This is a genomic window from Streptomyces sp. NPDC034086 (assembly GCF_055575515.1).
Genome location: NZ_JBVISM010000013.1, coordinates 1 through 22496 on the forward strand (window position 1 = coordinate 1; position 22496 = coordinate 22496).

The window sequence follows — 22496 nt, forward strand, 5'->3', positions numbered from 1 at the left end:
GCGACGAAGGAGCGCCCTTGAGGGACCGGCCCGACACGGAAGGACGATGGGACTGACGGGAAACCCCCAAACCAGCCCTGATACCGCCCCGCAGACCCCCCGCCCCCAAAACCCCCCACACCACAATCAGGCCTTTCCCGCAGCCCCGCCCACCCCTCCACCAGCAGCCCCACCCGCAGCCCTACCCCCCGCAGCCCCGCCCGTCAGGTCGATCAGGCGGCACACCGTCTCGATGTCGATCTTCACCTGGGCGATCGACGCGCGGCCCGAGAGCCAGGTGATCAGGGCCGAGTGCCAGGTGTGCTCGATGACCCGGACCGCCGAGAGCTGTTCCGCCGTCGGCGGGGCGTCGAGGCCCATGGCGTCCAGGATGATCGCGGTCGTCAGCCGCGAGACCGTGTCCACCTCGGGGGAGACGCTCCGGTCCGCGAAGGTCAGGGCGCGCACCATCGCGTCCGCGAGGTGCGGTTCCCGCTGGAGGGCGCGGAAGGCGCGCATCAGGGTTTCCGCGACGCGGGCCGCCGGCTCCTCGCCCGCCGGGGGGCGCTTGCGCAGGGTCGTGTGCATGTGCTGGAGCTGGTCCTGCATGGTGGCCACCAGCAGGTGCACCTTGGACGGGAAGTAGCGGTACAGGGTGCCCAGCGCGACGTTCGACGACTCGGCGACCTCCCGCATCTGCACGGCGTCGAAGCCGCCCCGGCTGGCCAGCTGCGCGCTCGCGTGCAGGATGCGGCGCCGACGCGCCTCCTGGCGTTCCGTCAGGGGAGGCGTCACGGCCTTCGCTTCCGCTGTCATGTGTCCCGTTCCTGGCGTTCCGTATCGTTGCGGCGGCTGATTCCGGGATGGTCCGGGGGCCAGCATGTCAGGCGTCCGAGCCGTGGCGCGAATCACCTGCTCCGCCTCTTACGGTGCGGTTTCCGGCCGGTAGATTCAATGGTCTTCAGAGGATCAAGTCTGAAACTTGTTCTACATTATCCGAGCGGTTACGCTCCGGCGAAAGTGCAGGGAGAAGGGGGCCGAGAGTGACCGCAGAGGCCATGGTGACGAGCCCTTTCACGGGTTCCGCCACGGACGGCGACCGCCCGTTGCGCATCGCACTCCTCACCTATAAGGGGAACCCGTTCTGCGGCGGCCAGGGCGTCTACGTCCGGCACCTCTCCCGGGAGCTCGTCAAGCTCGGGCACTCCGTCGAGGTCATCGGAGCCCAGCCCTACCCAGTGCTCGACACCGGTGCCACCCTCACCGAGCTGCCGAGCCTGGACCTGTACCGCAGCCCCGATCCGTTCCGTACGCCCAAGCGCGACGAGTACCGGGACTGGATCGACGCCCTCGAGGTCGGCACCATGTGGACCGGCGGCTTTCCCGAGCCGCTGACCTTCTCGCTGCGCGCCCGGCGACACCTGCGCGCCCGCGCGGGCGAGTTCGACGTCATCCACGACAACCAGACCCTCGGCTACGGCCTGCTGGGCGATCTCGGCGCACCCCTGGTGACCACCATCCACCACCCCATCACCGTCGACCGCAAGCTCGACCTCGCCGCCGCGAAGGACCGCAAGAAGCGCGCCTCCGTGCGGCGCTGGTACGCGTTCACGCGCATGCAGGGCCGCGTGGCCCGACGGCTGCCGTCGGTGCTGACCGTCTCCGGCTCCTCCCAGCAGGAGATCGCCGAGCACCTCGGGGTGCGCGGCGACCGCATCCACGTCGTGCACATCGGCGCGGACACCGACCTCTGGTCGCCGGACCCCTCCGTCCCGGAGGTTCCCGGGCGGATCGTGACCACCTCCAGCGCCGACGTCCCGCTCAAGGGACTCGTCCACCTCGTGGAGGCCCTCGCCAAGCTCCGTACCGAGCAGCCCGGTGCGCACCTCGTCGTCGTCGGCAAGCGCGCCGAGAGCGGTCCCGTGGCCCGCGCGATCGAGACGTACGGGCTCCAGGACGCGGTGCGGTTCGTCAAGGGCATCACCGACGCCGAGCTCGTGGACCTGGTGCGCGGCGCCCAGGTCGCCTGCGTGCCCTCCCTGTACGAGGGCTTCTCGCTCCCGGCGGCCGAGGCGATGGCCACCGGCACGCCGCTGGTCGCCACCACCGGCGGGGCCATCCCCGAGGTGTCCGGCCCCGACGGGGAGACGTGCCTGGCCGTGCCGCCCGGCGACGCGGGGGCACTGGCCGCCGCGCTGGGCCGGCTGCTGGGCGACGCCGGGCTGCGCGCGCGGCTGGGGGCGGCCGGGCGCGAGCGGGTCCTGACCCGGTTCACCTGGGCCAGGGCCGCCGAGGGCACCGTCGCGCACTACAGAGCCGCCGTCGCGCGGGCGGCCGCCGCCCGGACCCGGTGAACTCCGGAGCCTGCCCCCAGCGCACCACCGAGACCCGAAGCACCCGCATGAGCCCGGAGCGCCCCGACCACGTCGAGCGTCCCGGGCACCCCCCGGCAGTTCCTCTCATCCGCAACACCCTTCACCCCCGTGACCGCGAAGGCAGGACCCCGTGCTGACCGTCGATTTCTCCCGGTTCCCGCTCGCCGCAGGCGACCGTGTGCTCGATCTGGGCTGCGGCGCAGGCCGGCACGCCTTCGAGTGCTACCGGCGCGGCGCCCAGGTCGTCGCCGTCGACCGCAACGGCGAGGAGATCCGCGAGGTCGCCAAGTGGTTCGCCGCCATGAAGGAGGCCGGTGAGGCCCCGGCCGGTGCCACCGCCACCGCCATGGAGGGCGACGCCCTGGCCCTGCCCTTCCCGGACGAGTCCTTCGACGTCGTCATCATCTCCGAGGTCATGGAGCACATCCCCGACGACAAGGGCGTCCTCGCCGAGATGGTGCGCGTGCTCAAGCCGGGCGGCCGCATCGCGGTCACCGTCCCGCGCTACGGCCCGGAGAAGGTCTGCTGGGCACTGTCCGACGCCTACCACGAGGTCGAGGGCGGCCACATCCGCATCTACAAGGCGGACGAGCTGCTCGGCAAGATGGAGGCCGCGGGCCTCAAGCCGTACGGCACCCACCACGCGCACGGCCTGCACTCCCCGTACTGGTGGCTCAAGTGCGCCTTCGGCGTCGACAACGACAAGGCGCTGCCCGTCAAGGCGTACCACAAGCTCCTGGTCTGGGACATCATGAAGAAGCCGCTGGCCACCCGCCTCGCCGAGCAGGCCCTCAACCCGCTCATCGGCAAGAGCTTCGTGGCGTACGCGACCAAGCCCCACCTGCCCGTCGGCGCGGCCGGCTCCGCCCAGTGAGCTCGCCGGGGCGCACCGTACCGGAACACCTCGTCCTGGACGGCGTACTGACCGCCGAGCAGGCCGCGCGGACCGTGGCGGGGATCCTGGCCGCGCAGCGCGCGGACGGGGCCATACCGTGGTTCCGCGGCCACCACCTCGATCCGTGGGACCACACCGAGGCCGCGATGGCCCTGGACACGGCGGGAGAGCACGAGGCGGCCGAGCGGGCCTACGCCTGGCTGGCCCGGCACCAGAACCAGGACGGCTCCTGGTACGCGGCGTACGCGGACCGGCCCGAGGGCGTGGACACGGCCGTGCCGCAGGACGCGAGCCGGGAGTCCAATTTCGTCGCGTACATAGCCGTCGGCGTCTGGCACCACTACCTGGCCACCGGCGACGACACCTTCCTGGACCGGATGTGGCCGTCGGTCTTCGCGGCCGTCGAGTTCGTCCTCGCGCTCCAGCAGCCGGGCGGCGAGATCGGCTGGAAGCGGGAGGCGGACGGCACCGTCGTCGGCGACGCCCTGCTGACCGGTTCCTCCTCGATCCACCAGGCGCTGCGCTGCGCGCTGGCCATCGCGGACCACCGGGGCGACCCGCAGCCGGACTGGGAGCTGGCGACGGGCGCGCTCGCGCACGCGATACGCCGCCACCCGGAGCGGTTCCTGGACAAGGACCGCTACTCGATGGACTGGTACTACCCGGTCCTGGGCGGGGCGCTGTCGGGCCCGGAGGCGAAGGCGCGGATCGAGCGGCGCTGGGAGGAGTTCGTCGTCCCGGACCTCGGGGTGCGGTGCGTGCTGCCGAACCCGTGGGTGACGGGCGGTGAGTCCTGCGAGCTGGCGCTGACCCTGTGGGTGATGGGCGAGTCGGACCGGGCGCTGGAGGTCCTGCGCTCGATCGGGCACCTGCGCGCCGAGAACGGCATGTACTGGACGGGTTACGTCTTCGAGGACCGGGCGGTGTGGCCGGTGGAGCAGACGACCTGGACGGCCGGCTCGCTGCTGCTCGCGGTGGCGGCGCTGGGCGGGGACGAGGCGACGGGGGAGGTCTTCGGCGGGCGGGCCCTGCCGGCGGGCCTGGAACCGGACTGCTGTCGCTGAAGCCCCCGCGGGGGACCCCCGAACGGGTCCCCCGGGTGGTGGGGCCGGGTGCCGGGGGTGAGGCTGCGGGGGACACCTCAGTCCCCGGAGGAAACCGTGGCCGTATCCGCAACCGTCCGTATCCGTCGAGCCGTCACGGCGGTGGTGCTGTCCACCGCGCTGCTGGCCGGTGCCACCGCGTGCGGCAGCGGCGGCGACCGGGGGCAGCGGGAGGAGGTCTCCTCGGCGGCCGCCGCGGAGCTGGCCGTCCTCGCCGTGGCGGAGACGGACGCGGCCGCCGCCGACGAGCTGGCCGCCGCGACGCCGACGCCCGGCACCGAGGCCGAGAGGCAGAAGTTCGCCAAGACGCGGTTCGTCGCCAACGCCGGGCTCGCGGCCGGGGCGACGTACCAGTGGATCGTCAAGCCGTACCGCGAGGGCAAGTTCCAGAAGGGCGCGAAGGGGCGTACGTTCGCGCTGATCAAGGCGGGGCTCGCGGGGGCCTTCGCGTACAACCGGCTGAAGGCGGCCGCCGAGAACGCCAAGGGCGACCCGCTGCTGTCGAAGGCGATGGGTCCGCTGACGGCGGGCATCGACTCCCTCAAGGGGCTGGGCAGCAAGCTCCGCAAGGGCGAGGCGGGCGACGCCGACATCGACGCCTTCAACAACGTCATCAACGGGGTCAAGGAAGCCGGCAAGAACGCGGGCGCCGTGGTGACGGACAAGGTGCCGAGCACCTCGCAGCTGACCGGCTGAGCCGTCCGCCTGTTTCAATGGCGGATGTGATCGAGTTCCTGTTCCTCTCCCTCGCGGTCGGCGGGCTGGGCTGGCTGCTGCGCCGCAGGCACCGGCAGCGGCCGGCGGCCGGCAGTCCCGCGGGGATCCCGGGCATGGCCCGGATCCCGGCGGGCGGGGGCCGCTGGCGCCCGGGCCGGCTGTACGCGGACGGGGGCGCGGCCCGCTGGCAGCCCGCCCGGCGCCCGGCCGTGCCCCTGGCCGGCGCCCGGGCCACCGCCGTCCGGGTGCCCTCCGTGCGGGAGGGGATCTCCATCAACCCGGGCTCGCGGATCGTGGCCTGCGCCCTGGAGGGCGGGGGGACGATGGAGATCGCGGTGATGCCGCTGGACCTGCGCGCGCTCCTCGAGGCCGTGCCGGAAGAGAAGGCGTAGTCGCCGCTCAGGTGGTGAGCTCCGCCAGCACCCTCAGGGTGTGCGGGTCCGGGGCCGTGACGAGCAGATCGGTGACGGGGCCCTCGCGCCATGGTTCCAGGCGTTCCGCGATCCGCTCGCGGGGGCCGATGAGGGAGATCTCGTCGGCGAACGCGTCCGGGACGGCGAGCACCGCCTCCTCCCTGCGTCCCTCCAGGAACAGTTCGCGGATGCGCCGGGCCTCGGCCTCGTAGCCCATGCGGCCCATCAGGTCGGCGTGGAAGTTCCGGGTGGCGTGGCCCATGCCGCCGATGTAGAAGCCGAGCATCGCCTTGACGGGCAGCAGCCCTTCGGCGACGTCGTCGCAGACCTGGGCGCGGGCCATCGGGGCGATCATGAACCCGTCGGGGAGGTCCGTCAGGGAGGCCCGGTAGACGTCGGTGCGGGTGGGTGACCAGTAGAGGGGGAGCCAGCCGTCCGCGATGCGGGTGGTCTGGGCGATGTTCTTGGGGCCCTCGGCGCCGAGCAGCAGCGGGAGGTCCGCGCGCAGCGGGTGGGTGATGGGCGTGAGGGGTTTGCCGGTGCCGGTGCCGTCCTGCCCGCGGTAGGGGTGGTGGTGGAAGCGGCCGTCCAGGGTGACCGGGCCCTCGCGGCGCAGCACCTGGCGGACGACGTCCACGTACTCCCGGGTCGCGGTGAGCGGGCTGGAGGGGAACGGGCGCCCGTACCAGCCCTCCACCACCTGCGGCCCGGACAGGCCGAGGCCGAGCATCATCCGGCCGCCGGAGAGGTGGTCGAGGGTGAGGGCGTGCATGGCGGTGGCGGTGGGGGTGCGGGCGGCCATCTGTGCGATGGCGGTGCCGAGCCGGATGCGGGAGGTGTGGGCGGCGATCCAGGTCAGCGGGGTGAAGGCGTCGGAGCCCCAGGCCTCGGCGGTCCACACGGAGTGGTAGCCGAGGCGTTCGGCCTCGGTGGCGAGGCTCAGGTGGGCGGGGGCGGGTCCGCGGCCCCAGTAGCCGAGTGCGAGTCCGAGGCGCATGTGCGGTCCCCTCCGCGAAGCCGGATCTGACGATACGTCAGGTAACGTCAGGCGACTGTAGGGCACGCGCGCCCCGCCGGGAAGTACGGAACGGCCCCCTCCCCGCGCGGGAGGGGGCCGTACGCCGTGGTCCGGGCGGGCGGTCAGCCGCGCTGGATCCCGGAGGTGTCGTTCAGGACGCCGCGGCGGCCGTCCTGGGTCTGCGCGATCAGTGCCGCCGGGCCGCGCTGGTCGACGGCCAGGTACCAGGTGCCCGGGGCCAGTTCCGCGATCGGGACGGGGGAGCCGTCCTCGCCGTACAGGGGCCGGGCCACCGGCACCGCGAACCAGAACGGCGTGAAGTCCGCCGCCGGGGCGGCCGGCGCGTCCTGCGGGCCCGGCGCCGGGGTGCCCCCGTAGGGCGGGGCGGGCTGCGGGGTGGCGCCGTAGGCCTGGGGCTGCTGCCCGCCCGGGTAGCCGTACCCGCTGCCGGGCTGGCCGCCGTACGGCTGCGGGGCGACCGGCCGGGGCTCGGGCACGAGCGGCCCGGTCAGCGCGGGGATCTTCGCACCGGCGACGGCCACGCCCGCCAGTACGAGGTCGGCGAGGAAGGCGAGGATGCAGCCGGCGCCCAGGTCGGCCCTCGCCGGGCTGGTGATCAGCGACCACAGTGCCGCCCAGGCCGCCGCCACGGCCAGCACGGTGCCCCAGGCCGTCAGGGTCAGGCCCCCGAGCTTGCGGCCCTCGGGCAGGAAGCGGGCGCCGATCAGCAGGCCGGCGGCGATGAACCCCGTCAGGAAGATGGTGGGCAGCGCCAGCCCGTAGACGTCGGTGTCCCACGCACTCGGGAGGTCCAGGCCGGTGGCGGAGTAGAAATCGAGGAACGAGGCGATGAACAGCAGCACCGCTGCTCCGATCACCACGCCGTCACCTCGAGTGAGGGAGCGGATGTTCACGTCTTGGGGTGTCCTTCTCGGTCTTGGCTGGGCGGAGCGGGCGCCCCCATGGTACGGAGCTTCGCGCGGCCGAGAGGATCGGGGCGGCGAGCCGCCCCGGGACGACTGCCGGTGGACTACCCGCCCAGGAAGCCGACGATGCCGTCGGCGATGCCCTGCGCCGCCTTCTGCCGCCACTCCGGACTCATCAACTGCGCCGCGTCCTTGGCGTCACGCATGTTGCCGCATTCGAGGAACACCTTGGGCCGGGTCGAGAGGTTGAGCCCGCCCAGGTCGTCGCGGACCACCATCCCGGTACCGCTGCCGAGGTAGTTGGCCGGGGCGGAGCCCGTGGTGCGGCCGAAGTTGCGCGCGATGCGCTCACCGAGGTCGCGGGAGGGCCCGACGATCTTCTCGGTGTCCGCCGCCCCGCCCTTGACCCGGGCCGGGAGGATGACGTGGAAACCCCGGTTGCCGGCGGAGACGCCGTCGGCGTGGACGGAGACGACGGCGTCGGCCGCCGCCTCGTTGCCGATCCGGGCCCGCTCGTCGATGCAGGGGCCCCACGGGCGGTCGGCCTCGTGGGTGAACACCACCTTGACGCCCTTGGCCTCCAGCAGCGCGCGCGCCCGGCGGGAGACGTCGAGGGAGAACTCCGCCTCCTTGTAGCCGGAGTCGGTGGTGGTGCCGGTGGTGTCGCACTCCTTGCGGTGGGTGCCGACGTCCACCAGCTTGTTGATCTCGGAGCCGTGCTGGAAGTTGCCCGTGTTGTGGCCGGGGTCGATGACGACGGTCCGGCCGGCGAGCGGGCCCTTGGCGGCGGGGGCCTGGGCGCCGGGGCTCGGGGCGGGGCTCTGTTCCGGACCCCGCGCCGGGCTGGGCGAGGCGCTGGACTTCGCGTCCGTCGAGCCCGTGGCGTGCGAGGCGGTGAGGGGCGGGCCCCCGGGCTGCCGCCCGTCGGGCCCCGGGCCGGTCAGCACCTGGGTCAGCACCCAGCCCGCCAGACAGGCCGGGGCCAGCGCCGCCAGGGACACCGTGAGGGCGGGCCGACGCGCGAACCAGGGCCGGTCCGGGCTGATCGAGGACCGGGACTCGGGGAGCGGGGGGCTTTCGTCGTAGCGCACGCCGCGATGCTAGAGCGCCCGCCCGGGCTGCGTACGGACCATGGGCCATCCGGGGGCGTGGTGTGATTGTCGTCCAATGATCCCGGGCGGGCGCACTCCCGTCGGCCCGGGGCCCGGACGCGTCGGCCCGGGGCCCGGACGCCGGTCTAGACGCCGGCTCCGGTACGCCGCAGCACGCGGAGGGAGTCCGTCACCGAGACCTCCTCGAAGGCGCCCGAGGCCAGGGCGCGCAGGTAGATCCGGTACGGGGCCTGGCCGCCGTCCGCCGGGTCCGGGAACACGTCGTGGATCACGAGCGTGCCGCCCTCCGCGAGGTGCGGGGCCCAGCCCTCGTAGTCGCCGGTGGCGTGCTCGTCGGTGTGGCCGCCGTCGATGAAGACGAAGCCGAGCTTGCCGCCCCAGGCCGCCGCGACCTGCGGGGAGCGGCCCACGACCGCGATGACGTGCTCCTCCAGACCGGCCCGGTACAGGGTGCGGCGGAAGGACGGCAGGGTGTCCATCAGGCCGGTCTCCGGGTCCACGACGGTCGGGTCGTGGTACTCCCAGCCGGGCTGCTGCTCCTCGCTGCCCCGGTGGTGGTCGACCGTGATCGCCGGGACGCCCGCCTCGCGGGCCGCGTCGGCCAGCAGGATCGTGGAACGCCCGCAGTACGTGCCGACCTCCAGCAGCGGCAGCCCGAGCGCGGCGGCCGCGGCGGCCGCCGCGTACAGGGCGAGGCCCTCGCGTACGGGCATGAACCCCTTGGCGGCCTCGAAAGCGGCGAGGGTCTCCGGCTTGGGAGTGGCGGCCACGGTGGTTCCTCCGGCGATGAGCGGCTGTGGCGGCCCATGCTGCCCTACCGCCCGGTAGGGCACCATGCCGGGGGTCCGGCGGCCTCGCCGTACGGCGGCGGGACCGCCCCGGCGCCGCGGGCGGCGGCGGCCGGGCCGGCGGGGGCCCGTGGCGCCGCCCTTGCCCGGTGGCGGGAGCGGGCCGCTCTGTATGATCCCCTCCCGTACCTGGGGAGGGCGGGAGGGGCATGGAGCCGTTAGGGCCGTCGGGTCCGTCGTACGTGGGGCCGTTCAAGGTGCTGGGCGTGCTCGGCGAGGGCGGGATGGGCCGGGTGCTGCTCGGCGCCGCGCCGGACGGGCGGCTGGTCGCCGTCAAACAGGTCCTCGCCCGGTTCGCCGACGACGAGGGCTTCCGCGCCCGCTTCCGGCGGGAGGTCGCCGCGTCCCGGAGGGTGTCCGGGGCCTACACGGCGGCCGTGATGGAGTCCGACGCGGACGCGCCGACCCCCTGGCTGGCCTCGGTGTTCGTCTCCGGCCCGTCGCTGGGGGCGGCCGTGGCCGAGGTGGGGGCGCTGCCCGAGGAGACCGTACGCCGCCTCGCGGCCGGCCTGGCGTCCGCGCTCGCGGAGATCCACCGGGCCGGGCTGGTCCACCGGGACCTGAAGCCCGAGAACGTCCTGCTCACCGAGGACGGCGTCCGGGTCATCGACCTGGGCATCGCGCGGGCCGCCGAGAGCGGGGCCGACACCCGGCTGACGCACACGGGCCTGGTGATCGGCTCGCCGCCGTTCATGTCGCCCGAGCAGGCCGAGGGGCGCGAACTCACGGCGGCCAGCGACGTGTTCTCCTCGGCTCGGTGCTGTACCTGGCGGTCACGGGGCGCAACCCGTTCGCGGGCTCGTCGACCCTCCAGACCCTGTACGACGTGGTGCACGCGGAGCCCGAGCTGTCGGCCGTCCCGGCGGGGCTGCGGGCGGTCGTGGAGCGGTGCATGGCCAAGGACCCCGCCGCCCGGCCGTCCCCGGCGGACCTGTTCGCCCTCCTCGGCCCGGTCGCCCCGTCGGGCCGCCAGCCGTGGCCTCCCGCGGTGCACCGCATGATCACCGAGCAGGGCGCGGCCATCGACCGCCTGCTGGGCGGCGGCCCGCAGCAGCCGGCGACGCTCGTGGCGGAGGTGGTGCCGGAACCGGAGCGGGAGCGGGCGCCGGCACCGGAGCCGGCGGGGCAGCCCCAGCCGGCGCGGGTCCCGGATCCACGGCCCGCCCCCGTGACCCTGCCGGAGGAGCGGCCCGTCACCGTGGGCGCCCCGGCCCCCGCGCCGCCCCGGCGCCGCGCGCTCCGCGTGGCCGGGCCGCTGGCGGCGGCCGTCGTGCTGGTGGCGGCCGGTGCGGGCGTATGGGCGTACGGGCAGCGGGACGGCGGGTGGGGCGAGAAGGTGCACACGAAGCTCGACCGCTGCGACCCCGCGTCCGCCAAGCTGCCGCTGCCGTCCGGGGCGGAGCCGGCGCCGACGCTGGAGACCGTGCTGCCGGAGCGCGGTGCCGGTCCCACCACCTCGGTGCGCTGCTACTGGTTCGGCGCGGGGAAGCCCCGCGTGATCGTGGAGTGGTCCCTGAAGCTCAACGGGGAGGGCGGCGCCCGCAAGGGGCGGGAGGAACAGCGGGAGCGGCTCGCCTCCGAGCGGCAGACGGTGGAGCGGACCGCGAGGACGGTGCGGCAGGCGAAGGTGGACCTCGGCGACGAGTCGCTGTGGAAGGACAGCTGCGAACTCGTGGTCCGCGACGGGAACCTCCGGCTCTACGTGTGGAGCGGAGGCGATGCGGACCCGAGCCAGGCCGATGACGGCGGGTCGGGCGAAACCGGCGCGAGCGAGTCTCCCGCCCCGCCGTCCGGGTGCCGGAAAGAGGCCGTGGACATCGCCCGCGCCGCCCTCGCGGCCGTGCCGGCCGGCTGAGGGGCCGGACCCGTGGGGGGACGGCCCGCAGCGCACCGGGCGCTGCCGCGAGGGCCGCACGGGGTGCCGAGAAGAGACCGTTCCTGACCTTCCGTCAGATTGGAACGTGTTCTACTCTGCCGCGCATGGGCATCGGAATCACGCGGGAACAGCGGGAACTGGCCGACGCCGTGCGCGGCTGGGTGGCGCGGGCCGTACCGCCCGGGGAGGTGCGCAAGCTGCTCGACGCCCCGCCGCGGACGGGGGAGCGGCCCGGCTACTGGGACGGGCTGGTGGAATCCGGACTGGCGGTGCCCCACCTGGAGGGCGGGACCCTGCTGGACCTGGCCGTCGTGGTGGAGGAGGCCGCCCGGGCGGCGCTGCCCGGGCCCTTCCTGCCGAGCGCACTGGCCTCCGTACTCCTGGACCGGGCGGGGGCCGAGCCGCTCGGCGGCCGTACCGGGGCGGTCGCCCTGGGCCCCGGCACCCTCACCGCCGTCCCCGACGGAGGCGGCGGGTGGCGGCTGGACGGGGACGCGCTCCCCGTGCTCGGCGCGGGCGAGGCCGACCTGGTGGTCCTCGCCGCCGACGCGGACGGCGCCACCCGCTGGTTCGCGGTCGACGCCGCCGCGCTCGGCATCCGCACCCACGAGAGCGCCGACCCCACCCGCCCCACCGCCGAGGTCCGGGCACGGAACGCCACCGTCCCGCCCGGCCGGCTGCTGGAGCTCGATACGGCCCTCGTCCGGGACCTGGCCTGCGTCCTGTTCGCCGCCGACGCCTGCGGCACCGCGGCCTGGGCGGTGGACACCGCCGCCGGGCACGCCAGGACCCGCGAGCAGTTCGGCAGCCCCATCGGCCGCTTCCAGGGCGTCAAGCACCTGTGCGCCGACATGCTGGTCCGCCTCGAACAGGCCCGCGCCCTCGCCTGGGACGCCGCGAACAGCGCGGACGACACCCCGCCGGTACGTTCGCTCGTCACCGCCCTCGCCGCCGCGACCGCCCTCGACGCCGCGTACTCCTGCGCCAAGGACTGCGTCCAGATCCTCGGCGGCATCGGCTTCACGTGGGAACACGACGCCCACCTCTACCTGCGCCGCTCCCTCGTCGCCCGCCAGCTCCTGGGCCCCGGCGACGGCCACCGCGTCCGCGCCGTGCGCCTCGCCGCGGCCGGCGCGCGGCGCGAACTGCGCCTCGAACTGCCGCCCGGGGCCGAGACGTACCGGGCGGCCGCCCGCGCCGCCATCGGGGCCGCCCGCGGCCTCGACCCGGCCGCCGCCCGCCGGGTGCTGGCCCCCACCGGGTACGCGGCCCCCCACCTCCCGCCCCCGTACGGCCTCGGCGCCGGGCCCGTCGAACAGCTCGTCGTCCAGCAGGAGCTGAGGGAGGCCGGCGTCAGGCTCGCCGACCTCGGCATCGCCACCTGGGTGGTGCCCTCGCTGCTCGCCTACGGGACCGACGCGCAGCGCGCCGCCCACGTCCTGCCGGCCCTGCGCGGGGACACGGCCTGGTGCCAGCTCTTCTCGGAGCCCGGCGCGGGCTCCGACCTGGCCTCCCTGCGGACGCGCGCCGAACGGGCCGCCGACGGCTCCTGGAAGGTCAACGGCCAGAAGGTGTGGACGAGTTCCGCGCACACCGCCGACTTCGGGATCCTGCTGGCCCGGACCGATCCCGCCGCGCCCAAGCACAAGGGGCTCGGGTACTTCGTCGTCGACATGAAGAACACCCCCGGCATCGAGATCCGCCCGCTCAGGGAGATCACCGGCGACGCCCTCTTCAACGAGGTCTGGTTCGAGGACGCCGTGCTCCCGGCCGACGCCCTGGTCGGGGCGGCCGGCGGCGGGTGGCAGGTCGCCCGCAACACGCTCGGCAACGAGCGCGTCCACATGGCCGACCAGGTGGGCTCCGGCGCCGCCCCCGGGCCGGGCGGCTCCGGCGCCGCCTCCGGTCTGGAGGCGCTGATCGCCGGTTCGGCCGAGCTCGACGGCCCGTACCCGGCCCGCATCGGCGCGCTCGCCGCCGAGGCGCACGCCCTCGCCTGCATCGGCCTGCGCACCACCCTCCAGCAGGTGTCCGGTCTGGATCCGGGCGCGGGGGCGTCCGTACGCAAGCTCGTGCAGACCCCCCACCAGCAGCGCACCGCCGAACTGGTGCTGGAGCTGCTCGGCCCGGCGGGCGCGGTGCGGGAGGGCGCGGGGGAGCGGGCGGTGCACGGCATGCTCATGTCCCGCTGCCTGACCATCGCCGGGGGCACCACACAGGTCCAGCTCAACGTCGTCGCCGAGCGGATCCTCGGCCTCCCCAGGGACTGACGGACCCACGGACTTACGGACCTGCGGACTTACGGACTTACGGACGAGGAGTCAACGGCATGAAGTCGTACATCGTGGGCGTCGGCATGACGAAGTTCGAGAAGCCGGAGTCACGGGACCGGCCGTACTGGGACATGGCCGAGGAGGCCGGCGGCGCGGCGCTCGCGGACGCCGGAGTGGACTACGGGCTGGTCGAGCAGGTGCCGGCCGGCTACTGCTTCCAGCCCTCCACCGCCGGTCAGCGGGCGGTGTACGGGCTGGGCCTGACGGGCGTCCCCGTCTACAACGTCAGCAACAACTGCGCGACGGGCTCCACCGCCCTGATGATGGCGCGGCAGTTCGTCCAGGGCGGCCTGGCCGACTGCGTGCTCGCCGTCGGCTTCGAGAAGATGAAGCGCGGCGCGCTCGGCGGCGGCGCCGACGGCGGTGACTTCGCCGCCTCGCCGGTGGCCCGGCACTACGGGATCATGGCGGCCGCGCACGGCTTCGAGACGTCCCCGCCCACCGCGCAGATCTTCGGGAACGCGGCCCGCGAGCACATGGAGCGGTACGGCACCACGCCCGCCCAGCTCGCGGCGGTCGGCGCCAAGAACCACCGGCACTCCGCGGACAACCCGAACGCGCAGTTCCAGGACGTGTACACGGTCGAGGAGGTCCTCGCGGCCAAGACCGTCCACGCCCCGCTGACCAAGCTCCAGTGCTCTCCCACCTCCGACGGGGCCGCGGCCGCCCTCGTCGTCTCGGAGCGGTTCGTCGTCGCGCACGGACTGCACCACAAGGCCGTCGAGATCGTCGCCCAGGCGATGGCCACGGACACCGCGGAGAGCTTCGGCGGCTCCTGCATCGACGTCGTCGGCAAACCCATGACGGCCGCCGCGGGCCGCCGGGTGTACGAGGCCTCCGGGCTCGGCATCGAGGACGTCGACGTCGTCGAGCTGCACGACTGCTTCTCGGTGAACGAACTGCTGACGTACGAGGCGCTCGGCATGTGCGCCGACGGTGCCTCCGGCGAGCTCGTCCAGAGCGGTGCCACCACCTACGGCGGGCGGTGGGTGGTCAACCCCTCGGGCGGCCTGATCTCCAAGGGGCACCCGCTCGGGGCGACGGGGCTCGCGCAGGCGGCGGAGCTGGTGTGGCAGCTGCGCGGCGAGGCGGGCGCCCGCCAGGTCCCCGGCGCCCGGGTCGGGCTGGCGCACAACATCGGGCTGGGCGGCGCGGCGGTGGTGACCCTGCTGCGCAGGTGAACCCCGCCGCCGGAGTGCGTGCGGACCGCCCCGCCGGTCACGGCCCTACGCGGGCACGAGCCGCGGCATCAGGCGCAGCGCGTTCTCCCGGTTGATCGCGCGGCGCAGCGAGGGCGTCAGGGCCGGGTCCGCGGCGAGCGCGGGTACGGCGATGTCCGCGACCATGGCGGCGGGACAGGCGGGCCAGTCGCTGCCGAAGAGGATCCGGGCCGGGTCCACGGTGGCCAGCAGGGTCCCGGCCGGGGACATCGGGCCGGCGGTGTCGTAGTAGAAGCGGTGCAGGTGGTCCCGGACCGCCGCGGGCTCCACCGGAGGGTCGAAGGAGCCCGCGAAGGCCTCCAGCCGGGTCGCGATGTGCGGGAGGAAGCCGCCGCCGTGCGGCAGGACCACCGACAGGTTCGGGAAACGGTCGAGGGTCCGGTTGCGGATCATGTTGGCGGCGGCGCGGGTGGTGTCGAGGAGGAAGTCGCACAGGAAGTTCGGCAGCCCCGGCACGGTGGCCCCCGGCGGCCCCCCGGCCCCCGGCCGGGCACCCGCGCCGGGTCCGCCCGCGCCGGGGGGCGGGCCCGGCGGGACGGCCGGGAGGTTGTGCGGGTGGGTGTCCACCACGGCGGCCCGCTCGTCCAGTTCGGCGAAGATCCCGTCGTACACGGGGTCCCCCAGGTACACCCCGCCGTAGTTGGCGGTGACGTTCACCCCCACCGCGCCCAGCTCGTCGAGCCCGTGGCGCAGCGCCCAGGAGGAGACCTCCAGGTCGTCCAGGAAGAGCGGGGTGTGGAAGAAGAACCGCCCCGGATGCGCCTCGGCGGCCTCCACCGCCGCCCGCAGCGTCACGGTGACGGCCTCCCGCAGCTGCGCGGAGCTCTCGTACCGGGCGGGCAGCATCGGCTTGAGCACGGCGGTGGCGATCCCCGCCCGGTCCATGAGCGCCAGCGCGGACTCCGCGTCCCAGCGGGCCCACGGCGGCAGCGCCCGCGGATCCACCAGCCCCCGCGCCTCACCCCATTCCCGCCAGGCCGGGGCGCAGAAGTGGTGGTGGACGTCGATCACCGCCCGGCTGCCGTCGTCCTCCGCGGCCGCGGGGGCGAGCCCTGCTGCTCCACTGGCGGCGAAACCGCCGGCGCCGTATTCCGGCATGGGCGCATTCCCTCTCTTCGGGCCGCGGAACGGAACCGCGGAACGGGATCGCGGACCGGGATCGAGGAACGGATCGCGGAACGTGATCGGAGAAACCTTAGGGCGGGCCCGGGCCACCACCGTCCGGACATTCCCGAGGGGGAGCATTCGGCTCCGAACGGGTCAACGCGGTTTGGCCTTCGTTCGGCCCAGGGAAAGGAGCCGACTGTCCATTCCGGGATACCCGAGAGGTATGAGCGCGTGACGACTGAACCGACGGTGGCAGTGGGGGACGGACCCGCGCTCGAAGACGCGGTGGCGGCGGTGACGAAGGGCACGCCGGGATACCGGCAGTGCCCCTATCCGGTCTACCGGTCCCTGCGCGAGAAGGCCCCGGTCGCCCGGCTGACCCCCGGCCACGGAGTGCCCACGTACCTCATCACCCGGTACGAGGACGCCCACGCGATCCTCGCCGACCACCGCGTCGGCAAGGACATGCACGAGGCCATCGACACCTACCACGCCCTGTTCGGGGACGCGTGCGAGGCGCTCGACGACAACCTCCTCTTCGCGGACCCGCCCCGGCACACCCGGCTGCGCCACATCGCCAAGACGGCCTTCACCCCGCGCCACGTCAAGGACCTGCGCCCGCACATCCAGGAACTGGTGGACGGGCTGCTCGACCGGTGCCCGACGGACCGGCCCGTCGACCTGATGGCGGCCTTCGCGCTGCCGCTGCCCGTCATGGTCATCTGCGAGCTGCTCGGCATCGTCGGGGACGAACGCGTCGAGGTGCTGAAGTGGTTCGCCCAGGTGACCCGCTCCCGGTTCAGCAGGGACCTCGAGCACGAACTGGTCGAGGCCGAGCACTGGCTGCGCGACTACTTCACGGACCTGATCCACCGCACCCGCGAGAATCCCACCGACGACTTCCTGAGCGTGCTGGCGGAAACCCCGCACGACGAGGAACCGCTGACGGACGACGAACTCGTCTCGATGATCTGGGTGCTGCTCTTCGCCGGCCACAAGACCACCACCCTCCAGATCGGGAACTGCGTCTACAGCCTGCTGACGAATCCGGAACAGATGAAGACCGTCCAGGAGAACCGGGAACTCCTGCCGCGGGCGATCGAGGAAATGGTCCGTTTCGAGGGCTCGGTGGAAACCTCCACCTTCCGGTACGCGCTCGAGGACCTGGACATCGGCGGGACGGTCATTCCGCGGGGTGCCGTCATCCAGATCGCCATCGCCTCCGCGAACCGGGACCCGGAGAAGTTCCCCGAGCCCGACAGGCTCGACTTCACGCGCGAGGGGCTCCAGGGCAGCCACCTCGGCTTCGGTTTCGGGGCGCACTACTGCCTGGGCGCGCCGCTGGCCCGTCTGGAGCTGGAGATCTGCCTGACGTCGCTGCTGGACCGCTTCCCCGACATGGTGCTGGCGATGCCGTCGGCGCACGGCGGCGACTGGCTGAAGGGGCCGTTCCCCGCTTTCCGCGGGCTGGAGCGGCTGCCCGTGGCGCTGGACCCCTCACGGACGGTCGACGACTGGACGAAGCCCGCGGACTGAACCCCGCAGACTGAACCCCGCCCCGCCCGGTGCGCCCGGGGCCTCCGCCGGTGACGGCGGAGGCCCCCGCGCGTCCGCGACCGGTCTCCGGTCTGTCGGTCTGCCGGCCGGCCGGTCTACGGGCCCGCCAGCACCGGGTCCACCACCGTCTCGCCCGTGGAGGCGCGGCGCAGGCAGTCCGCCAGGTCCTCGACGGGGCCGTCCCGCAGGACCAGCCCGGCCGCGCCCGCCGTCAGGGCCGCCTCCAGCAGGCCTGGGCGGGCCGAGCCGGCGGTCAGCAGGACCCGGCACTCGGGATCGTCGGCGAGCAGCGCCGTCACCGCGGCGACCTCCTCCACCAGCGCCACCTGCGGCCGGGCGGTGGGGGAGTCCACCACCTCGATGTCCGGCTGGAGGCCGAGCAGCAGCGCGAGGGCCGGGTCCGGCGGCTCCAGCAGGACGCGCAGCGAGCGGGCGGGCCGGTGCGTGAGGGGCATTTCGTCCACCGCCGAAGCGTAACGGCCGTCCCGCGGGTCCAGGCGCAACACGCCCTTGAGCGCGCTCATCTGACGTGCAGTCAGCGGTCTTCCCAAGTGCCGGGGCGTGCGTTATACATGCCTTCGGCCCGGTGCTAGAACGCGTTCTAGAACGCGTCCCGGCGTGCGGCCCCGCACACGACCTCGGTGCGGCCGACGGTGCGGACGGCCGTGCCGAGGTCTTCCAAGGAACCGAAGGAGCAGCATCCTCATGCCGATCGATGCCGCCAGGGCCCTCGCCGCCGAACCCCGCCGGGGGGACATCTGCTGGGACCACAAGGACATCCAGCTCTACCACCTCGGACTCGGAGCGGGAACGCCGCTGCACGGCCAGAACCTGGCCACCGACCCCGACGAGCTGCGCTACACCCTGGAGTCCAGGCTCCACGTCCTGCCCAGCTTCGCGACCGTCGCCGGAGCCGGCATGGCCATGCTCGGCGGTCTCGCGGCCCCCGGCATCGAGGTCGACCTCGCCGACGTCCTGCACGGCGGCCAGTCCATCGAGCTGCACCGGCCCATCCCCGTCAAGGGCAGCGCGACCTCCTGCGCGAAGGTCGCCGCCCTCTACGACAAGGGCAAGGCGGCGGTGATCGTGCTGCGCACCGAGGTCGCGGACGCCGACGGGCCGCTGTGGACCAGCGACGCGCAGATCTTCGTACGCGGTCAGGGCGGCTTCGGCGGCGAACGCGGCCCGTCCGTCAGGGAGGAACTGCCCGCACGCGCCCCCGACCGCACCGAGGAGCGGGCCATCCGCGAGGAACAGGCGCTGCTCTACCGGCTCTCCGGGGACTGGAACCCCCTCCACGCCGACCCCGAGTTCGCCAAGCTGGCCGGCTTCGACAAGCCGATCCTGCACGGCCTGTGCTCGTACGGGATGACCCTCAAGGCCGTCGTCGACACCGCGCTCGGCGGGGACGTGTCCCGGGTCCGCGCCTACCGCACGCGCTTCGCCGGGATCGTCTTCCCCGGGGAGACGCTGCGCATCCGGATGTGGCAGGAGGAGGGCCGCGTACTGGTCTCGGTGACCGCCGTCGAACGGGACGACGCGCCGGTCCTCGCCGACACCGTCGTCGAACACTCGTAGCATCCACGGAAGGAGCCGCACCGTGCGCGCAGCACTGCAGAGCGAGATAGGCCAGGACAAGCTCGAGGTCGTCGACGACATGGAGGCCGTCGGCTTCGGCCCCGGCAAGGTCCGGATCCGCGTCAGGGCCACCGGTCTGTGCCACTCCGACCTCTCGGCGATGAGCGGCGTACTGCCGCAGCCCGCCCCCTTCATCCCCGGCCACGAGGGCTCCGGCGTGATCACGGACGTCGGCGACGGGGTCACCGGCCACGCGGTCGGCGACCGCGTCCTCGTCTGCTGGCTGCCGCCGTGCGGCCACTGCCCCGCCTGCAGGCGCGGCCAGGGACACCTGTGCCTGGAGGCCTTCGGGAACGTCGCCACCCCCAACTTCAAGCGGGCCGCCAGTGACGTCTTCGGCTTCGCCGGGACCGGCACCTTCGCCGAGGAGATGGTCGTCCCGGCGGCCTGCGCCGTCCCCATCCCCGACGACCTGCCCTTCGACATCGCCGCCCTGATCGGCTGCGGCGTCACCACCGGGCTCGGCGCGGCCATCAACACCGCACGGGTGGAGGCCGGTTCCTCGGTCGCCGTCATCGGCTGCGGCGGCGTCGGCATCTCCGTCGTCCAGGGCGCCAAGGTCCGGGGCGCGGCGCAGATCATCGCCGTCGACCCGGTCGCCTCCCGGCGCGAGGCGGCACTGCGGTTCGGCGCGACCGAGGCCGTCTCCCCGGCGGAGTCCGCCGACGCCAAGAACCGGATCACGGCCGGCGAGGGCTTCGACTACGTCTTCGAAGTGGTCGGCAAGTCCGCGACCGCGCGGAAGGCGTACGAGATGACGCGGCGCGGCGGCTCCGTCGTCGTGGTCGGCGCGGGCGCCCTCGACGACCACTTCCAGGTCGACATGTTCTCCCTGTTCTTCGACGAGAAGAAGATCCTCCCGTCCATGTACGGGGGCGGCGACGTGCTCCGCTCGTACGAGCGCACCATCGCGCTGTGGCGGGCCGGCCGGATCGACCTGGAGAACCTGATCACCCACCGGGTGACCCTGGCCGAGATCAACGACGCCCTCGACCAGATGCGCACCGGCGTCGCCCTGCGCACCTGCATCGAACTCTGAGCCCCCTGCCCACGCTCGCTGCTCCACGACCGCTGCTCCACGACCGCTGAGAGGAACGCCACGGATGTCACTCCCACTTGAGGGGCTCTCCGCCATCGTCACCGGCGCGGGCCGCGGGCTCGGCCGCGCCGAGGCGCTCGAACTCGCCCGGCTCGGCGCGGGTGTCGTCGTCAACGACTACGGGCAGAGCGGCCGCGACGGCTCGGGAGAGGCCTCGGCCGCCCCGGCGGAGGCGGTGGCCGAGGAGATCCGCGCGGCGGGCGGGCAGGCGGTGGCGCACCTCGGTGACGTGGCCGACTTCGAACAGGCCCGGGAGCTGGTCGCCCTGGCGGTCTCCCGTTTCGGCAAGCTCGACGTCCTGGTCAACAACGCGGGGATCCTGCGGGACCGGATGGTCTTCTCGATGACGGAGGACGAGTGGGACTCGGTGATCCGGGTCCACCTCAAAGGCCACTTCAACACCACCCATTTCGCCGCCGCGCACTGGCGCGAACGCTCCAAGGCGGCGGGCGGTCCGGTGTACGGCCGGATCGTGAACACCTCCTCGGAGGCCTTCCTCGGCGGCTCGGCCGGCCAGCCCAACTACGCCGCCGCCAAGGGCGGCATCGTCGGCCTGACCACCTCGACCGCCCTGGCCCTGGCCAAGTACGGGGTGACGGCCAACGCCATCTGCCCGCGCGCCCGCACCCGGATGACCGAGGACGTCTTCGCCGGCTTCCAGGTCCCCGAGGACGGCGGGCTCGACGCCCTGGCCCCCGAGCACGTCTCCCCGCTGGTCGGCTACCTGGCCTCACCGGCCTCCGCCAGGGTCAACGGACAGCTCTTCGTGGTGCACGGCGGGATCGTCGCCGTGATGGAACGCCCCCGCGTCGCCGCGAAGTTCGACACCGCCAAGGAGGCCTTCACCTTCGAGGAGCTCGACGGGCTCCTCACCCCGCACTACGACTCCCGCCCGCCGAACGAGACCTTCGCGGCGACCGAGGTCCTGGGCCTCAGGCACGGGTAGCGTCACCCGGCGGCCCGGGGAGGAACCCCCGGGCCGCCGACCCGTACTCAGCAGAGGAACGCGAGCGCCGCCCGCAGACCGGCCCGCCCGCGGGAGTGGACGGACCCCGTCAGCGCAGCGGCGCCTGCTGGAGCGGTACCGGGCGGGCGGCGGGCGGCGGGGGCGGGGGCGGGGGCGGGTCCACGCGGACCGGCGGGGGCGGGGCGGGCGGCTGGCTCAGGCTCACCACCCCGCACGGCACCCCGGGGGTGGAGTACGGCAGGCACAGCCGCCCCTCCGGGGTCCACAGGCCGCTCCCGAGCCAGCCCTCCGGGGCGCCCAGCCGGAAGACGTACCGGTCGGCGGGCCGCCACAGCGCGAGACCGCCACCGCCCACCCGCAGCGCCACCCCGCAGGTTTCCGGCATCAGGACCTGGCCCGGCTGCACCGCGAACGGGTGCGCGTCCTCCAGCCGCAGGCACTCCGGGAAGCGGACCGGGCGCTCGCTGCCCAGCACCCCCCAGCCGATCCGCGGCTCGCCCGGGGCGTCCGAGCGGATCAGCAGCAGCCCGCTGTCCGGGGCGGCCAGCAGCAGCCGGTCGTCGCTGTCATCGGCGATCTGGAGCAGCGGGCTGACCACCCCGCCCCGGCCCAGGTCCACGGCGACGGCCTTGGTGCGGCCGCCCACCTCGCGGTCCAGGGCGAGGAGCCGGCCCGTGCGGTCCAGCCAGACCCCGCCGGAGCAGCGGCCCGGGACCACCGCGGCCCGCCGGGGCCCGCCGGAGGCCCCGGCCACCTGCCAGACGGTGCTCTCCTCGGCGCCCACCGCCAGGGCGTAGGCCCCGCGCCCGTCGGGCGACGGCGGCAGCAGGCGGACCCGTACCCCCTCCTCGGCGGCGACCGAGCCCAGCCGGGCCTCCCCGGTGCGCGGGCCCGTCGCGGCACCGGAGGGGTACAGCAGGGAGAAGGCGTGCCGGTCGGCGACGCGGCGGTGGATCAGGACCTGCCCGTCGGCCAGCGCGAGCACCTCGCTGTCCGCCTCCTCCGGCTGCGCGAGGGGCAGCGGTACGGCGTAGGGCTCGGGGCCGCCCAGCGTCCAGCGTTCCGGGTAGCGCGCCTGGCCCTCGCCGGCCAGCCGGGCCGCGTACGTCCCGTCGGCGGCGATCGCGAGGGCGGGGACCGCCGCGGCCGGGACGGGGGCCGCCGGAGCCGGGGCCGCGACCTCCGGGTCCGGGGACGTGCTGGTCTTCGTGATCTCGGTGGCACAGACAGTCATCCGGGCCGTCACCTCCGCAGAGGAAGCTAGTTTTCGCACTCCCACCCGAACGGCGCGACCCAGCGCGCTTCACACGTAC

21 protein-coding genes are annotated in these 22496 nt (G+C 74.2%); 13 read left to right on the plus strand and 8 right to left on the minus strand.

Translation table 11 applies throughout. The features are described 5' to 3' along the window. Positions 1 to 126: 126 nt before the first annotated feature. Entirely contained in the window at positions 127 to 795 is a 669-nt protein-coding gene (locus ACZ514_RS25105) for a TetR family transcriptional regulator (RefSeq protein ID WP_469125725.1), read from the minus strand. Positions 796 to 1022: 227 nt separating this feature from the next. On the opposite strand from ACZ514_RS25105, the gene ACZ514_RS25110 reads away from it, so the two are divergent. The 5 genes from ACZ514_RS25110 (at position 1023) to ACZ514_RS25130 (ending at position 5461) form a co-directional block, all read left to right on the plus strand. Continuing rightward, the gene (locus ACZ514_RS25110) at positions 1023 to 2333 is read left to right on the plus strand and encodes a glycosyltransferase family 4 protein (protein WP_468171351.1); all 1311 of its coding nucleotides are present in this window, start codon (positions 1023 to 1025) and stop codon (positions 2331 to 2333) included. A gap of 151 nt (positions 2334 to 2484) precedes the next feature. After that, entirely contained in the window at positions 2485 to 3228 is a 744-nt protein-coding gene (locus tag ACZ514_RS25115; RefSeq protein WP_388936019.1) for a class I SAM-dependent methyltransferase, read from the plus strand. Further along, the gene (locus tag ACZ514_RS25120) at positions 3225 to 4313 is read left to right on the plus strand and encodes a prenyltransferase/squalene oxidase repeat-containing protein (RefSeq protein WP_468171348.1); all 1089 of its coding nucleotides are present in this window, start codon (positions 3225 to 3227) and stop codon (positions 4311 to 4313) included. Before ACZ514_RS25115 ends, ACZ514_RS25120 begins: the two co-directional genes overlap by 4 nt. A gap of 162 nt (positions 4314 to 4475) precedes the next feature. Next, positions 4476 to 5048 carry a hypothetical protein gene (locus tag ACZ514_RS25125; protein WP_468171573.1) on the plus strand — a complete coding sequence of 191 codons (573 nt, stop codon included), beginning with the start codon at positions 4476 to 4478 and terminating at the stop codon, positions 5046 to 5048. 26 nt (positions 5049 to 5074) lie between these two features. Then, positions 5075 to 5461, plus strand: coding sequence for a hypothetical protein (locus tag ACZ514_RS25130; RefSeq protein ID WP_468171345.1), 387 nt, complete (start codon positions 5075 to 5077; stop codon positions 5459 to 5461). Between the two features lie 7 nt (positions 5462 to 5468). On the opposite strand, the gene ACZ514_RS25135 is transcribed toward ACZ514_RS25130, so the two are convergent. The 4 genes from ACZ514_RS25135 to ACZ514_RS25150 all read right to left on the minus strand — a co-directional run bounded on the left by ACZ514_RS25135 (position 5469) and on the right by ACZ514_RS25150 (position 9251). Then, on the minus strand, positions 5469 to 6479 hold the full coding sequence (locus ACZ514_RS25135; protein ID WP_469125726.1) for an LLM class F420-dependent oxidoreductase: 1011 nt from the start codon (positions 6477 to 6479) through the stop codon (positions 5469 to 5471). Positions 6480 to 6622: 143 nt separating this feature from the next. Next, positions 6623 to 7414, minus strand: a complete 792-nt coding sequence (locus ACZ514_RS25140) for a DUF5336 domain-containing protein (protein WP_469125727.1) — start codon at positions 7412 to 7414, stop codon at positions 6623 to 6625. 116 nt (positions 7415 to 7530) lie between these two features. Then, entirely contained in the window at positions 7531 to 8517 is a 987-nt protein-coding gene (locus ACZ514_RS25145) for an N-acetylmuramoyl-L-alanine amidase (protein ID WP_468699600.1), read from the minus strand. A 146-nt stretch (positions 8518 to 8663) separates the two neighbouring features. After that, positions 8664 to 9251: a class I SAM-dependent methyltransferase gene (locus ACZ514_RS25150; RefSeq protein WP_468171570.1), complete on the minus strand. Its 588-nt coding sequence runs from the start codon at positions 9249 to 9251 to the stop codon at positions 8664 to 8666. Positions 9252 to 9535: 284 nt separating this feature from the next. Between ACZ514_RS25150 and ACZ514_RS25155 the strand changes: the two genes are divergently transcribed. The 4 genes from ACZ514_RS25155 to ACZ514_RS25170 all read left to right on the plus strand — a co-directional run bounded on the left by ACZ514_RS25155 (position 9536) and on the right by ACZ514_RS25170 (position 14776). Further along, a complete protein-coding gene (locus tag ACZ514_RS25155) occupies positions 9536 to 10387 on the plus strand; it encodes a serine/threonine-protein kinase (RefSeq protein WP_469125728.1) in 852 nt (283 codons plus the stop codon). Beyond that, positions 10279 to 11241: a serine/threonine-protein kinase gene (locus ACZ514_RS25160; protein WP_469125729.1), complete on the plus strand. Its 963-nt coding sequence runs from the start codon at positions 10279 to 10281 to the stop codon at positions 11239 to 11241. The genes ACZ514_RS25155 and ACZ514_RS25160 overlap by 109 nt, the downstream gene beginning before the upstream one ends. A 125-nt stretch (positions 11242 to 11366) precedes the next feature. After that, entirely contained in the window at positions 11367 to 13532 is a 2166-nt protein-coding gene (locus ACZ514_RS25165) for an acyl-CoA dehydrogenase (protein ID WP_469125730.1), read from the plus strand. 59 nt (positions 13533 to 13591) lie between these two features. Next, positions 13592 to 14776 carry a thiolase C-terminal domain-containing protein gene (locus tag ACZ514_RS25170; protein WP_468171327.1) on the plus strand — a complete coding sequence of 395 codons (1185 nt, stop codon included), beginning with the start codon at positions 13592 to 13594 and terminating at the stop codon, positions 14774 to 14776. Positions 14777 to 14821: 45 nt separating this feature from the next. On the opposite strand, the gene ACZ514_RS25175 is transcribed toward ACZ514_RS25170, so the two are convergent. Beyond that, positions 14822 to 15913: an amidohydrolase family protein gene (locus ACZ514_RS25175; RefSeq protein ID WP_468171324.1), complete on the minus strand. Its 1092-nt coding sequence runs from the start codon at positions 15911 to 15913 to the stop codon at positions 14822 to 14824. 240 nt (positions 15914 to 16153) lie between these two features. On the opposite strand from ACZ514_RS25175, the gene ACZ514_RS25180 reads away from it, so the two are divergent. Then, positions 16154 to 17458 carry a cytochrome P450 family protein gene (locus tag ACZ514_RS25180; RefSeq protein WP_469125731.1) on the plus strand — a complete coding sequence of 435 codons (1305 nt, stop codon included), beginning with the start codon at positions 16154 to 16156 and terminating at the stop codon, positions 17456 to 17458. Between the two features lie 116 nt (positions 17459 to 17574). Here the strand turns inward: ACZ514_RS25180 and ACZ514_RS25185 are convergent, their stop codons facing one another. Beyond that, the gene (locus ACZ514_RS25185; protein ID WP_468171567.1) at positions 17575 to 17934 is read right to left on the minus strand and encodes a response regulator; all 360 of its coding nucleotides are present in this window, start codon (positions 17932 to 17934) and stop codon (positions 17575 to 17577) included. A gap of 250 nt (positions 17935 to 18184) precedes the next feature. Between ACZ514_RS25185 and ACZ514_RS25190 the strand changes: the two genes are divergently transcribed. The 3 genes from ACZ514_RS25190 to ACZ514_RS25200 all read left to right on the plus strand — a co-directional run bounded on the left by ACZ514_RS25190 (position 18185) and on the right by ACZ514_RS25200 (position 21162). Next, positions 18185 to 19057, plus strand: coding sequence for a MaoC/PaaZ C-terminal domain-containing protein (locus tag ACZ514_RS25190; RefSeq protein WP_469125732.1), 873 nt, complete (start codon positions 18185 to 18187; stop codon positions 19055 to 19057). Between the two features lie 22 nt (positions 19058 to 19079). Then, the gene (locus ACZ514_RS25195; RefSeq protein ID WP_469125733.1) at positions 19080 to 20156 is read left to right on the plus strand and encodes a Zn-dependent alcohol dehydrogenase; all 1077 of its coding nucleotides are present in this window, start codon (positions 19080 to 19082) and stop codon (positions 20154 to 20156) included. 64 nt (positions 20157 to 20220) lie between these two features. Continuing rightward, positions 20221 to 21162, plus strand: coding sequence for a 3-oxoacyl-ACP reductase (locus ACZ514_RS25200; RefSeq protein WP_469125734.1), 942 nt, complete (start codon positions 20221 to 20223; stop codon positions 21160 to 21162). 109 nt (positions 21163 to 21271) lie between these two features. On the opposite strand, the gene ACZ514_RS25205 is transcribed toward ACZ514_RS25200, so the two are convergent. Beyond that, positions 21272 to 22417, minus strand: a complete 1146-nt coding sequence (locus ACZ514_RS25205; RefSeq protein ID WP_469125735.1) for a hypothetical protein — start codon at positions 22415 to 22417, stop codon at positions 21272 to 21274. Between the last annotated feature and the right edge of the window lie 79 nt (positions 22418 to 22496).